This is a genomic window from Halobellus clavatus (assembly GCF_900107195.1).
GTDB classification, from domain to species: Archaea; Halobacteriota; Halobacteria; order Halobacteriales; family Haloferacaceae; genus Haloquadratum; species Haloquadratum clavatum.
The window spans coordinates 355116-368431 of the sequence record NZ_FNPB01000002.1 but is presented as its reverse complement, the minus strand read 5'-3'; the positions used below and the strand labels follow the sequence as shown (position 1 = coordinate 368431).

Genomic DNA, 13316 nt, shown 5'->3' with positions numbered 1-13316 from the left:
GCCCTCGTGCGTGGAATCATCGCTCGCGTCGCGGTGGCCCGGGTCGTTTTAGTCCCGCGGTGCGTCGATCGCGGTATGGACACTGACTGGCGCGCAGTGGGGATCGGATTCGCGGTGATCGTCGTCGGATCAGTCATCGGGCTCACCATCGCGCCGCTCGGACAGCTCACCGCCGGACTCCTCGGCGGTGCCGCAGCCGGATTCCTCGCCGGCGGCGGACTCGGCAAGGGAGCGTGGAACGGTCTGGTCGCGGGGTCGATCTCTGGAATCCTCGTCTCGATCGCGATCGGGCTGGTCGGCGTGCTTATCGGGGGAGCGATCGGGCTCAGCGGCGGCCCACTCGGCGGCCCGCTCGGGGGCCTTCTCGGCGGAGCCGGAGCGTTCCTCTTCGGCATCATCGTCACCGTCTTCTTCGCTCTCGACAGCGCTCTCGGCGGTGCAATCGGTGGGCTGGTCAACAAGTAAGGTCGACCGGTGAGCGGAAGTTAGTCGCGGTCTGCGCGGTCGAGGTACTCCTGCTGGACGGCGACGACCGCCTCGGAGTCGGCGCACTCGGCGTATCGCCGGAGCGGTTCGTCGTTGAGTTCTAAGAACGTGTGCCCCCAGGTGAACTTCGAGAGCAGCGCTTCCGCCCGATCGCGTCGACCGAAGATCGAGAGCGCAGCGGCCAGCGCCTCCACAGTCGTCAGTTCCATCGGGCGACCGAAGTTGACCGGGTTCGCGGCCACGAGATACGGGAGCGCGCGGTGCTCGCCAGCCAGCGAGAACCGCGCCTCGCCCGCCGACTCCCACGAGCAATCGAGCGCGACGAGCGCGCCGGTATCGGCGTCAGCCGGCGAGAGCGCGCGTTCTGCGTGGGGGTTGAGGACGACCCCATACGGCGTCGCGCGGTCCGAGCGGTGCAACGCCACGAAGTCGAAGCGGGCCAGCTTCCGCGCCGTGCACTTCTCGGGGTCGTCGTCACCCTCGTAACGGACGTGCAGCGAGCCGCGCCAGCCGGTCGCGGACGCGCTCGAATCGGCACCGGACGGCTCGTCCGCGTCGGTCTCGGGGTCGGGGGCCACAGTTCCGGTACTCGTCGGGAACGCGAAAAGCCTTCGTCATACGAGAGCGAGTGTGTGTCTTTCCCCCATATTTATTGTTATCAAATGACAGTAATGGATGGAGGTATTTTCCAATGGCAATCCAGGGAGTCGTGTACAACGGCCCGCACGAAGTCGCTATCGAAGAAGTGGACGATCCGGGGATACAGGATCCGACCGACGTGGTCATCGACGTCACGTCGACGTGTATCTGCGGGTCGGACCTGCACATGTACGAGGGACGGACCGCTGCGGAACCAGGAATCGTATTCGGGCACGAGGCGATGGGAATCGTCGACGAGGTCGGCGACGGTGTTTCCTCACTGGAAGTCGGAGACCGGGTCTCGATCCCGTTCAACGTCGCCTGTGGCCACTGCAAGAACTGCGAGGAAGGAAAGACCGGATTCTGTCTGAACGTCAATCAGGAGGGGAGCGTCCCCGCCGGCGGCGCCTACGGCTATGTCGGAATGGGCCCGTATCAAGGGGGCCAGGCCGAGCGGATGCGCGTTCCGTTCGCGGACTTCAACGCGCTGAAGCTCCCCGACGAGGGCCACGAGGACGACTTCGCGCTGCTGGCGGACATCTTCCCGACCGGCTGGCACGGCACCGAACTCGCGGACCTCCAGCCCGGCGAGTCCGTCGCCATCTTCGGCGCCGGGCCGGTCGGCCTGATGGCCGCCTACAGCGCGAAGATCAAGGGCGCGTCCGAGATCTACGTCGTCGACCGCGTGCCCAGTCGCCTCGAACTCGCCGAGGAGCACTGTGACGCCACCGCGATCAACTTCGAGGAGGGCAACCCCGTCGAGCAGATCATCGACGAGCACGGCGGCGAGGTCAACAAGGGCGTTGACGCCGTCGGGTATCAGTCCGTCGAGCCGGAGTCCGTCCGGGACAGCGACGAGCCCTACGATCCAACCAAGGAGAACCCGGGCGTCCTGATCAATCAGCTCATCCGCGTCGTCGAGCCGAAAGGCCGCCTCGGGATCATCGGCCTCTACGTTCCCGAGGACCCGGGCGCACCCGATACGATCAGTGAGATGGAAGCCCAGGGCCGCCTCGGCATCGACTTCGGGAAGCTCTTCGAGAAGGGACAGGGCCTCGCGACCGGACAGTGCGACGTGAAGTCCTACAATCGCTACCTTCGCGACCTCATCATTGCCGGTCGCGCGGAACCGAGCTTCGTCGTCTCCCACCGGGTGGGACTCGACGAGGCAGCGGAGATGTACGACCGGTTCGACAACAGAGAAGAGGGCTTCACCAAGGTCATCCTGGAGCCGTAGCGCCACCCGCACCCGATTTTTTCGCTCGATCGGGGTAACTGGTAAGTCAGCGCACGCCGGAGAATATCGTATGTGTATGTACTGTAGCGTCGTCTTCGACGACGGGTGGGGACAACTGCTCGAATACGACGAACTCTATCAGTCGACGCTCGAGCGGCCCACGGCGGAGTCGACCTACGGGTTCCAAGCGGAGTGGGACGACCTCCGCGACGAACTCGGCATCTAGAGGGGGAAGGCGTCCGTCGAGGAGGTCGCATCGGGCGCTGTGCGGAGCGCGTCGAGTTCGTCCCGAAGCCGCGACTCCGGGAGCTCCTGTCCGATAAACACCAATCGAGTCTGTGGCTCGTCCGCCTCGTCCCACGACCCGATCGGACCCGCCTGGACCGCGTCGCTGGCCTGACTCACGCCGATGACCTCGGTGGACCCCGCGACGTAGCTGAACCCCTTTGCGCGGATGATCGAGGGGTCCGGCTCCTCGAGCCACGCGGCGAATTCCTCCGGATCGAACGGCCGCGTCGTGCGGTAGACGAACGACGACACGCCGTGCTGTTCGGCGGCCGCGTGCTCGTGATCGTCCGCGAGGTGACGCTTCCAGCCCTGTGAACGGGACACCGCCGCGAAATCGAACCGCCCAGTATCGAGGATGCGACCGGAATCGATCTCGGAGTGGACCGTCCGAACGAGTTCCGCTCGGGGCTGGAGTTCGCTCACGACGGCTTCGATGTCGTCGAGTACCTGGTCGGGGACCATATCGCACTTGTTGAGCAGGAGCACGTCGCAGAACTCCACGCTCTCGATGAGGACTTCGCTCAACGGCCGGTCGTCGGTGGCGCGCGCGCCCTCCGGGAGCGAGGTGTCGCCGTCGAACTCCTTCCAGAAGCCGTAGGTGTCGAGAACGGTGACCATCGTGTCGAGGCGAAACCACTCCGTCGGGTCGATGTCGCTTCCCTCCGTGCCCTCGGTGAAGACTTGTGCGACCGGAATTGGCTCGCTGATCCCGGAGGACTCGACGAGCAAGTAGTCGAACTCGCGCTCGGTCGCGAGTCGGTGGGCCTCCGTCAGGAGGTCGTCCTGCAATCGGCAGCAGATGCAGCCGTTCGAGAGGTCGATAATCCCGGCGTCCTCGTTCCGGTCGGCGACGAGTTCGGCGTCGACGTTGATGTCGCCCATATCGTTGAGGAGGACACCGACCTCGTACCCTTGCTGATTCGCGAGGACGTGATTCACCAGCGTGGTCTTCCCGGCGCCGAGATAGCCGCTCACCACCGTCACCGGAATATTGTCAGAAGGCATATAATTGGGTAGCGAATCGAGGGTAAAAACGTTCCCGGCGGCGGAAGCGCCGGTCGGAGGCGACTGCGGCCAGCGCCTGGGGAGACGAAATCCGGTGGAGCGACGTCACAGGTGGCTATGGCCCCCACAGACGACGGCCATCAGTCGACCTCAGGCGTTCGAGTTCGGGCGTCTGACCTCGACGGTCCCGTCGGCCGAGACGCGAACGGTCCGGTCCGACACTGCGAAGACGACGCTGGCGTCGTCGTCGTCCACCGACGCGAGGAACCGCTCTGCTGGCTCGGTGTCGACGGCGTCGTACAGCGGCGATTCGTTCCACGGTCTCTCGCTGTCGGTGAGCGCCGCAGCGAGTGTCGCGTCCAGTTCGTCCGGCCCGTCGAAGTCGTGGTGAGCGACCTGCTGCCACTCACCGAGTGAACGCTGATCGGGATATTCCGTCTGTTCTGTCATACCAGTGTAGACCGTCTCTACGCGTATGAAACAGGGATACCCTCGTTCCGGATTTGCCCCGATTTGGCCGAATATACCGCTTTAATGTCTCGTTATCAATGGGTCGGGAGGGTCAGCCCGCCCCGCCGGCTCCGAGGGCGGGGTCAGTCAGACTCGCCGGCTCCGAGAGCGGACTCGCCAACCGGGTCGTGGCCGTCGATGATCGTCGTGCCGCCCAGATACGGTCGGAGCACCTCCGGCACCGTGACGGTGCCGTCGTCGTTCTGGTAGTACTCCAGGATCGCGACCACGATGCGGGGGATTGCCAGCCCCGAGCCGTTGAGGGTGTGGAGGTACTCGGCGGACTCGTGGCGCTCGGGTCGGTATCGGAGGCCCGCGCGGCGCGCCTGGAACGCGCCGAAGTTCGAGACCGAAGACACTTCCAGCCAACGGCCACCCTCCTCGGGGCCGTCCGCCATGTCGTCGGCCGGAGCCCACACCTCGATGTCGTATTTCTTCCGCTGGGTGAAGCCGAGATCGCCCGTACACATCTCGAGAATCCGGTACGGGAGGTCCAGCCGACGGAGGACTTCCTCGGCCTCGTCGACGAGGCCCTCGAACCGCGCCTCGCTCTCGTCGGGCCGGACGAAGTTGACCATCTCGACCTTGTTGAACTGGTGGACGCGGACGATGCCGCGGGTCTCGGTGCCGTGTTCGCCCGCCTCGCGGCGGAAGTTCGGCGTGTACGCCTGAATCTTCAGCGGCAGATCGTCGTCGAGCAGGATCTCGTCGCGGTACATATTCGTCACCGGGACCTCCGCAGTGGGACAGAGCCACAGGTCGTCGTCGTCCCAGGACTCGTCGTTCGCCCCGCCGATTCGGTAGGCGTCCTCGGTGAACTTCGGGAACTGCCCCGTTCCGACCATCGAGCGAGAGTTGACCGGGATCGGCGGGAAGACCTCGACGTACCCCTGCTCGCGATGGATATCCATCATAAACTGGATCAGGGCGTGTTCCAAGCGCGCGCCGTCGCCCTTCGTGAAGTAGAAGCCGCCGCCGGTCACCTTCGCACCGCGCTGGAAGTCTAAGATCTCGAGGTCCTCTCCGAGGTCGTAGTGGGGGACGACCGAGTCGGGGAGCTCGCGGAGGTCGCCGAAGCCCTCGCGACGACGCTCGACGTTCTCGGACTCGTCGGCACCGATCGGGACCTCGTCGGCCGGGATCTGCGGGATTTCGAGCAAGGCGGCCTCGAGTTCGGCCTCGAGTTCGTCCGCACGCGTCTCGACCTCGTCGAGTTCGGCCTTCAGTTCCTGCGAGCGTTCGATGGCCGCCTGGGCCTCTTCCTCGTCGCCTTCGGCTTTCAGCTCGCCGATCTTCGAGGAGATCTCGTTGCGTTCGTGGCGAAGGTCGTCGCCGCGCTTTTTCAGTTCGCGCCACTCCTCGTCGACCGCCAGGACCCGGTCGAGGTCGACATCCGCGACGCCTTTGTGCTCCAGGGCGGCGCGGACCGCCTCGGGGTTCTCCCGGAGGAACTGTCTCTCGATCATACCCGTCGATTCTCCGGGATCCGGCAAAACCGTGTCGCATCGGCGGACGGCCCGATCCAGGAGGTCGAGGTGTCAGAACGGAAAGACACATACCCGACGACGGAGTCACAATAGGTATCGTGACGTCGAGTATGCGGAAGTGGTTCCGTCGACAGGTCTCGGAAAGCTATCAGCGGATGCTCCGACGGCAACTCGACGATACGCCGACGCACGTCGCAATCATTCAGGACGGCAACCGGCGCTACGCCCGCGAACAGGGCGACGACGCGCCGGAGGGCCACCGCGAGGGGGCGGAGACGACAGAGCAGGTCCTCGAGTGGTGCGACGAACTCGGCGTCGAGGAGTTGACGCTGTACGCCTTCTCGACGGAGAATTTCGATCGTCCTGAGGAGGAACTCGAACCGCTCTTCGATCTCTTGGAATCGAAGCTCTACGAGTTCGCTGACGCCGATCGGGTCCACGAGAACGGCGTCCGGATCGGCGCGATCGGCGACGTGGAGCGACTCCCGGAGCGGGTCCGCGAGGCCGTCACGTACGCGGAGTCACAGACGGCTGAGTACGACACGCTTCGGCTCAACATCGCGCTCGCTTACGGCGGCCGGTCGGAGTTGCTCGGTGCGGCACGAGAGATCGCCCGCGACGTCGAATCGGGCGAGCTCGAACCCGACGACGTCGACGTGACGGCCGTCGAAGCGCGATTGGCGCGCCACACCACGCGCGACGTCGATCTCATCGTCCGGACCGGCGGCGACGAGCGGACCTCGAACTTCCTGCCGTGGCACGCCAACGGCAACGAGGCTGCCGTCTACTTCTGTGCGCCGTACTGGCCCGAGTTCTCGAAAGCGGACTTCCTGCGGGGGCTCCGCACCTACGAGTCCCGGGAGCGGTCCTGGCGACAGTCGCGGACCGAACGGGCGGTGGCGCTGGTCCGCGCCGTCACGGAGACCGAACTCGCCGACGCCCGGGCGGTCGCCCACCGGCTGCGATCGAAGCTCCCCTCCGCGGGCGCGAAGGAGGTCTCGGCCGAACTGGAGCGCCAGCGCGGAGCCGACCCTGCTGAGGGGGCAGACTGATCGGAGCAGACCCACTCTGATCCGCGACGGAATAAATCTATCAGCGACAGCACAGACAGCTCCCCAGCGCGTCGGTCACCGACCGAACCGCCGCTGGCGGTTCTTGTAATCGAGGACGGCTCGGAGGTAATCCCGCCGCCGGAAATCGCGCCAGTTGACGTCGGTGAAGTACAACTCCGAATAGACCGACTGCCAGATCAGGAAGTCCGAGAGCCGCTCGGCGCCGGTCTTGATGAGGAGGTCGGGTTCGTCGTCGAAGACGAGCCGTTCCTCGATCCGATCGGCGTCGACGTCCTCGGGGTCGAGTTCGCCCGCCTCGACCGACTCGGCGATACGCCTGACGGCCGACGCGAACTCCCGCTTGCCGCCGAGGCCGATGCTGATCCGAACGGGTGCGTCGGCGCGCTCGGTGTCGCCCGGGCCGCGGACGTCGATGGGCTCCGGCGAGTCCACTGTCCGAAGCTCCCGAGACAGCGTCGGGACGACCGCCTCGTCGAGGACACTGACCGAGACCGTCACGCGCCGTGCGCCGTATTCGAACGCCCAGGTCAGAAAGTCCGCGAGCGTGTCGTACGCACCCTGTTCGAGCAGGTCCCGCTCGGTGATCACGACGGCGACGTGCTCGGGTGGGTCGGCCTCGTGAAGCCGATAGCGGAGGGCGAGATACCGGTCGTATAGTCCCACGGCGCACCGTCCGCGACGGAGTGACATATGTTTCGGGGTTCGGGTCGATCGACGGCGTTCGGGTCGCCGTGCAGACAGTCACTGGCCCGGGCGACAGCAGTTCGTGTACGCGACCAAGCCAGCCGGGAAACCGCGAGACGAGATGTCGGGACCGTTAAGTGCGCGTCGGGGGTAGCCCGTGATGTGCAACCGACGCTTCGGCGGGCGGGCGGGTTCGCCCTGATCGGGACGATCTCGGTGACCGCGCCGGTGCTGGGCCGGGCGGCCTTCGTCCCCTTCGCCGCCGTCGCGCTGCTCGCGGCATTCGTGATCACCGACGGACCGCTGTTCGATCTGTTCGCGCGACCCAGCGACCACCGCGAGGGGCGGCTGAACGGACTCACGGGCTTCGCGCTGGCCGCGGCTGGGCTGGCGATTCTGGCGACCGAACTCGGACTCCCGATCGACCTGTTCGTCGCGAGCGTCTTCGTGCTCTCGTACGGCAACCTTGGCAAGCGCCTCGTAGCGGAGGCCTCTGACGAGCCGTTCTTGGGGACGGCCGGCTTCGGCGTCGCCGGGAGCGCCGCGGGCTTCGCGGGGCAGGCCGGCGTGGCCTCTCTCACCTCGTCGCCGATCGTCGCACCGCGGTTCGCGTTTCTCGCCGTCGCGGGAGCGCTCGTCGCTGCGCTCTTCCGCGAGATGCTCTTCGAGCGCGACGACCCGCTGGTGATGCTCTCGGCGGGTCTGCTGCTGTGGCTCTTCGACTCGCTCGCGGTCTCGGTGGGCGTGGTCGACATCGGGGCCGCGCTCGCCGTCACGGTCGCGCTCGGATACGCCTCCTACGCGCTCGGCGCCGCGTCCGTCGCCGGGATGCTCTCCGGCGTCCTCTTGGGCCTCCTGGTCATCGTCTTCGGCGGCTTCGGCTGGTTCGCGGTGCTCATCGCGTTCTTCGGGATCGGCTCGCTCTCGACGAAGTTTCGCTACGAGGAGAAAAAACGCCGCGGCATCGCCGAGGAGAACGAGGGCGCGCGGGGGACTGGGAACGTCCTCGGCAACGCCGCGGTCGCGCTGCTCTGTGTGCTCCTCTTCGCCGGGAGTCGGTCGCTGCCCGTCGACGGGCTGTTGTTCCAGTACGCCTTCGCCGGGTCGATGGCGGCGGCGCTCAGTGATACGCTCTCCTCCGAGATCGGCGGCCTCTACGACAGCCCGCGGCTCATCACCACAATGGAGTCAGTCCCGCCCGGGACCGACGGCGGGGTGACCTGGCAGGGCGAGGTGTTCGGCGTCCTCGGCGCCACTGTCGTCGCTGGCGTGGCGTTCGCGCTCCTCCCGGACGTCGGCTTCGTGGGCGCGGCCGTCGTGACCCTCGGCGGCTTCCTCGGCATGACGGCCGACAGCGTCCTCGGTGCGACCGTCGAGGGACAGCAGTTCGGCAACGAGGCGGTGAACTTCGCGGCGACGCTGGTCGGAGCCGTGGTGAGTGCCGTCGCCGCGCTCGCGCTGTTGGGGCCGTGATCCGGCCGGCCCGTCCCGCCGACGCTTCGGCGATCGCCGCGCTCCAGTCGCATCTCGATGCGCCGTCGCCGGAACTGCTCGCGTCGTTCGCGGCCGTCGGCGCGTGCCTGGTCGCGGTCGAGCGTCCCGGCGGCGAGCCAGTCGGGTACGCGATCACGGTCGGCGAGGGCGACGTCCACCTCGCGGAGTTGGTCGTCGACCCCGACCATCGGCGTCGCGGTCACGGCCGGACGCTCGTCGACGGGGTCGTCGCGAGATGCGACCCCGGGACGCGGGTGACGCTACTCGTCGCGGTCGACAACGACCCGGCGAGGTCGCTGTACGAGTCGATCGGATTCCAGCCGGTGGCGTACCGGCCGTGTTTCTACGAGCGCGGGGGCGCGTGGGCCGACGCGCTCGTCTACGCGTACGACGTCCCGGAGTGAGTCCCCCAAGAAGCGAGAACGGGCCGTTCAGTTCGCGACAGACGTCGCCAGCTGGTCGGCCGTCAGCAGTCTGACCCCGACGGGCTTCTTCACGAACTCGCCGGTCGACGCCGCAACGGCGTGTTCGACGCCGCGCTGGGCCGCCACGTCGAGGAGGCGCTGTGAGAATTCGCCGTCGACGACGGCGGCGTACGGCGCGGGGTCGGTCGACGAGAGCGCGTCGAAGGCGTCCGTAACGGGCCGCTCCTCGACGGCGACGAGGTCGGCGTCGAGGAGTCGGATGGTCTCGCTCCCGTCGTCGATGACCTCCCGCACGTGATCGGCGAGCGATTGCGGGCGGTCGTCCGTCGAGTCGTCGCCCGCGGCCGCATCGGGATCTGCAGGCGCGTCCGAATCGTCTGCAGCCGTGTCTGTCTCGGCTGCAGACGTGTCTGTCTCGGCTGCAGTCGCGTCCGCATCGTCCGCAGTCGAACTATCGCCGTCTCCCGCGTCGTCGCTATCGACCGGCTGGTCGGTCGTCGCCGCCGAATCGCCCACATCCTCGGCCGATTCGTCGCCCTCGGAGACGGCCGCGGTCGAATCCGTCGATCCTGTCACGTCCGTATCCGGATCGTCCGATTCGACGACGGTCGCAGTCAGTTCCTCCGGGTCGGCGTCGCCGTCCGTCGGATGCGGCGGTTCGGCGTGATCGGTCACATCCGGGGTCTCGAACGCGTCCGTCGAGTCGGAGCCGTCGGCGGGATCAGTCTCGTCGGCGGGATCACTCGAACCGGCAGGGTCGGTCGCGTCGGCGGGGTCGGTGGATCCCGGCGACGGCGCGTCGCCGTTCGATTCGCGTCCCTCGGCCTCGGCACGCACGGCCTCCCCCGGCGACTCCGATGGCGAGGTGCACTCCGAGGAGGCGGACCTATCGGCGTCGACGTCGACGGCCTCCGGCATCGACCGCCGATCGACGGCGGGGTGGGCCGCCGACTCAGTCGTCGGCGACCCCGTCCGAGGGTCCGTCACGTCACCGCCCGCTCGCGCGTCCGGTTCCTCGACGTCGTCGGCCGCTGCGTCGGTCTCGGACCCGAACGTGAACGATTCCAGTGCCACCTTGTCGCGGAGCGCAGTGAACACCTCGTGACGTTCGAGGTCCTCGACGGAGCGGCCCGAGGGAGCGAAGGCGACGTAGTCGACGTCGCCCACCTGCGTGAGTTCGCGCAGGATGAGTTCCCCGCCGCGGTCCCCGTCGAGGAAGGCGGTGGTGGTCCGCTCCTGAGTGAGTTCCGCGATCGCCTCGGGGACGTTGGTACCCTCGACAGCGATGGCGTTCTTGATGCCGTAGCTCAGGAGCGTCAGGACGTCCGCCCGGCCCTCGACGACCACGACCGCGTCCGAGTCGGCGACGTTGGGGCCGGCGGGGAGGCCCTGGTACTCGCTGATGTCCTCGATGCGAACGCTCTCTTTGACCTCCGAGAGGATCTCGTTCGAGGACATCACGCTCTCGTCGAACGACTCCGAGAGCAGTTCCTTCGCTCGTTCGACGACCTCGCGGCGTTTCGCCTCGCGGACGTCCTCGATGTCGGTTACTTCGACGGTGGCCCGACAGGGCCCGACGCGAGTGATCGTCTCGAGGGAGGCGGCGAGGATCGCTGTCTTGACGCGATCGAGGCTGCTCGCGATCGTGACGGTCCCGAACGACTGGCCGTTCTGGGAGTCGATTTCGACGTCGATGCGCCCGACTTTCGACGACTGCTGGAGGTCCCGGAGGTCCAAGTCGTCGCCGAGGAGCCCCTCGGTCTGCCCGAAGATGGCCCCGACGACGTCGGACCGCTCGACGACCCCGTCTGCGGTGATCGCTGCGTGAATGAGGTATTTTTCAGTGTCTTCCATTGATGAGTCCCCCCGTAGGGGTTGGGTGATGGTGAGATGATCGTCATGGGAAACCCGATGACGTCTTTATATATGGGCTGCTCGCGGCAAATATCTATCGTGTCAAAAACAGACATTGATACTGGCCTCGCGTGCGGGGCACCGTTCACGTCTCGTTCGTTGTGACCCCGGGATCCGACGGAAACGACCGCGATACGTCGAGATTGCAATCAACGCGTCGGGAGTCGGAGTCCCCACAAGCACGTCGGAACTGACGTGCTCCGTCGTCCGTCGATCGTGTCACACGTCTGTATGAAGTACGGAGGACCGCAGCAACCCAGTACCGAAGAAAAATTTTCTTCGGAAATCGATATCGAACTTCGAAAGACAATCTTTACTTTTGTCGAGTGGTGATACCCATTCGATGACGCGAAAGAAGACCGATTATCTTTGGATCGGCGTCTTCGCAGTACTCGTGACGTTCGCGGTTCCGTGGTTCCTCTGGCGCGACGCGACGACCTGGCAGGGACTGCCGGTGTGGCTGTGGTGGCACATCGGCTGGATGGGGCTGGCCTCGGTGGCCTTCGCGCTGTTCGCCCGCGGTGCATGGGACCGGGGGATGAACGTCGACCCCGAGGAGGTGGGATTCGATGGCTAGCCCGCAGTTACCCGTCCAACTCGGCATCGTCGGGGGGTACCTCGTCGTCGCACTGGCGGTCGGGCTGCTCGCGTATCGACTGACCGGCCGCGACGCGGAGGACTACTACCTGGCGAGTCGCTCGATCGGGACGGTCGTCCTGCTCTTCACCACGTTCGCGACGCTGCTGTCGGCGTTCACGTTCTTCGGCGGTCCGAACCTCGCCTACGGGGCGGGCCCCGAGTGGATCCTCGTGATGGGCCTGATGGACGGGATCCTCTTTGCGATCCTCTGGTATCTGATCGGCTACCGGCAGTGGCTGATCGGCAAGATCCAGGGGTACGTCACGCTCGGCGAGATGCTGGGCGACCGCTTCGGGTCGCGACGGCTCCGAGCGCTCGTGGCGGGCGTCTCGCTGTTCTGGCTGTTCCCGTACGTGATGCTCCAGCAGATGGGCGCTGGCGAGGCGATCGTCGGCCTCACGAACGGGGCGATCCCCTACTGGGTCGGCGCGGCCGGCATCACCCTGTTCATCATCGTCTACGTCGTCGCCGCGGGGCTCCGCGGCGTCGCGTGGACCGACACCATCCAGGGGCTCTTCATGCTCGGAATCGTCTGGATCGCGGTCGGCTGGGTCCTCTCGAGTGCGGGCGGGCTCGACGTCGTCTCGTCATCGGTGGCGGAGACCACTCCCGAGTTCCTCGCGCTCGGGGGCGGTCTCTACTCGCCACAGTGGATGATCGCCCAGGCGGTGACCATCGCCTTCGGCGTGACGATGTTCCCACAGATCAATCAGCGCTTCTTCGTCGCGAAGGACGTCCGCGTCCTGAAGCGATCGTTCGCGCTGTGGCCGGTGCTGGTCGTGCTGCTGTTCGTCCCCGCGTTCCTCCTCGGCACGTGGGCGGCCGGACTCGGGATCGCGGTCCCGGAGGGCTCGAACGTGATTCCGGTGCTGCTGAACGAGTACACGCCCGCGTGGTTCGCGGCGCTCGTCGTCGCCGGGGCGATGGCGGCGATGATGTCGTCGTCGGACTCGATGCTGCTCTCGGGGTCGTCGTACCTGACCCGGGACCTCTATCGGCCGTTCGTGAACCCGAGCGCGAGCGACGAGCGCGAGGCATGGATCGCCCGAATCGGCGTCGCCGTCTTCGCTATCGGGACGTTCGTCGTCAGCCTGTTCCGACCGGGCACGCTCATCACCGTAGGTGACACCGCCTTCGGCGGGTACGCGCAGTTGGCGCTCCCAGTGATCGTGGCGCTCTACTGGCCGAAGACGACCCGTCAGGGGATGATCGCGGGCATCGCGGGGTCGCAGCTCTTCTACCTGCTACACGTCTTCCTCCCCGCTCTCACCGTCGGCGGCGTGACCGTGTTCGGCTCGACGTACTTCACGTGGGACTTCGCGCTCTACGGGATGGCGCTCTCGCTGCTCCTCACCGTCGGCGTGTCACTGCTCACGACCGCCGACGCCGACGAGCGCGCCGAGACGTTCACCGTCGGCACGCGGGCGGACTGAAT

Annotated in this window: 14 protein-coding genes; 8 read left to right on the top strand and 6 right to left on the bottom strand. The window is 66.6% G+C overall.

Annotated features, from left to right (window positions below; genetic code table 11):
* Positions 1 to 75: 75 nt before the first annotated feature.
* Positions 76 to 465: a DUF5518 domain-containing protein gene (locus tag BLU74_RS05270; protein WP_089765929.1), complete on the top strand. Its 390-nt coding sequence runs from the start codon at positions 76 to 78 to the stop codon at positions 463 to 465.
* Positions 466 to 485: 20 nt separating this feature from the next.
* Here BLU74_RS05270 and BLU74_RS05265 read toward each other — a convergent pair whose 3' ends face one another.
* Positions 486 to 983 (bottom strand): DUF367 family protein, encoded by a 498-nt coding sequence (locus BLU74_RS05265; RefSeq protein WP_089766114.1) that lies wholly within the window; start codon positions 981 to 983, stop codon positions 486 to 488.
* 200 nt (positions 984 to 1183) lie between these two features.
* Between BLU74_RS05265 and BLU74_RS05260 the strand changes: the two genes are divergently transcribed.
* Together BLU74_RS05260 and BLU74_RS18855 are read left to right on the top strand one after the other, a co-directional pair.
* On the top strand, positions 1184 to 2362 hold the full coding sequence (locus BLU74_RS05260; protein WP_089766112.1) for a glutathione-independent formaldehyde dehydrogenase: 1179 nt from the start codon (positions 1184 to 1186) through the stop codon (positions 2360 to 2362).
* Positions 2363 to 2432: 70 nt separating this feature from the next.
* The gene (locus BLU74_RS18855; protein ID WP_175454569.1) at positions 2433 to 2588 is read left to right on the top strand and encodes a hypothetical protein; all 156 of its coding nucleotides are present in this window, start codon (positions 2433 to 2435) and stop codon (positions 2586 to 2588) included.
* Here the strand turns inward: BLU74_RS18855 and BLU74_RS05255 are convergent.
* The 3 genes from BLU74_RS05255 to serS form a co-directional block, all read right to left on the bottom strand.
* Complete coding sequence (locus tag BLU74_RS05255; RefSeq protein ID WP_089765927.1) at positions 2585 to 3655, bottom strand: CobW family GTP-binding protein; 1071 nt, start codon at positions 3653 to 3655, stop codon at positions 2585 to 2587. The two genes, BLU74_RS18855 and BLU74_RS05255, sit on opposite strands and share 4 nt — an antisense overlap.
* A 150-nt stretch (positions 3656 to 3805) precedes the next feature.
* Entirely contained in the window at positions 3806 to 4105 is a 300-nt protein-coding gene (locus BLU74_RS05250) for a HalOD1 output domain-containing protein (RefSeq protein ID WP_089765925.1), read from the bottom strand.
* Between the two features lie 143 nt (positions 4106 to 4248).
* Entirely contained in the window at positions 4249 to 5631 is a 1383-nt protein-coding gene (serS, locus tag BLU74_RS05245) for a serine--tRNA ligase (RefSeq protein ID WP_089765923.1), read from the bottom strand.
* Between the two features lie 131 nt (positions 5632 to 5762).
* Between serS and uppS the strand changes: the two genes are divergently transcribed.
* Complete coding sequence (uppS, locus tag BLU74_RS05240) at positions 5763 to 6704, top strand: polyprenyl diphosphate synthase (protein WP_089765921.1); 942 nt, start codon at positions 5763 to 5765, stop codon at positions 6702 to 6704.
* Positions 6705 to 6779: 75 nt separating this feature from the next.
* On the opposite strand, the gene BLU74_RS05235 is transcribed toward uppS, so the two are convergent.
* Positions 6780 to 7388 carry an undecaprenyl diphosphate synthase family protein gene (locus BLU74_RS05235; RefSeq protein ID WP_089766110.1) on the bottom strand — a complete coding sequence of 203 codons (609 nt, stop codon included), beginning with the start codon at positions 7386 to 7388 and terminating at the stop codon, positions 6780 to 6782.
* 183 nt (positions 7389 to 7571) lie between these two features.
* On the opposite strand from BLU74_RS05235, the gene BLU74_RS05230 reads away from it, so the two are divergent.
* Together BLU74_RS05230 and BLU74_RS05225 are read left to right on the top strand one after the other, a co-directional pair.
* Positions 7572 to 8882, top strand: a complete 1311-nt coding sequence (locus tag BLU74_RS05230; RefSeq protein ID WP_089765919.1) for a DUF92 domain-containing protein — start codon at positions 7572 to 7574, stop codon at positions 8880 to 8882.
* Positions 8879 to 9307 carry a GNAT family N-acetyltransferase gene (locus BLU74_RS05225; RefSeq protein ID WP_089765917.1) on the top strand — a complete coding sequence of 143 codons (429 nt, stop codon included), beginning with the start codon at positions 8879 to 8881 and terminating at the stop codon, positions 9305 to 9307. Before BLU74_RS05230 ends, BLU74_RS05225 begins: the two co-directional genes overlap by 4 nt.
* A 27-nt stretch (positions 9308 to 9334) precedes the next feature.
* Here BLU74_RS05225 and dnaG read toward each other — a convergent pair whose 3' ends face one another.
* The gene (dnaG, locus tag BLU74_RS05220) at positions 9335 to 11182 is read right to left on the bottom strand and encodes a DNA primase DnaG (RefSeq protein WP_089765915.1); all 1848 of its coding nucleotides are present in this window, start codon (positions 11180 to 11182) and stop codon (positions 9335 to 9337) included.
* Positions 11183 to 11585: 403 nt separating this feature from the next.
* Between dnaG and BLU74_RS05215 the strand changes: the two genes are divergently transcribed.
* Both BLU74_RS05215 and BLU74_RS05210 read left to right on the top strand, forming a co-directional pair.
* Entirely contained in the window at positions 11586 to 11819 is a 234-nt protein-coding gene (locus BLU74_RS05215) for a DUF3311 domain-containing protein (RefSeq protein WP_089765913.1), read from the top strand.
* Positions 11812 to 13314 (top strand): sodium:solute symporter family protein, encoded by a 1503-nt coding sequence (locus tag BLU74_RS05210; RefSeq protein ID WP_089765911.1) that lies wholly within the window; start codon positions 11812 to 11814, stop codon positions 13312 to 13314. The genes BLU74_RS05215 and BLU74_RS05210 overlap by 8 nt, the downstream gene beginning before the upstream one ends.
* Positions 13315 to 13316 lie beyond the last annotated feature (2 nt).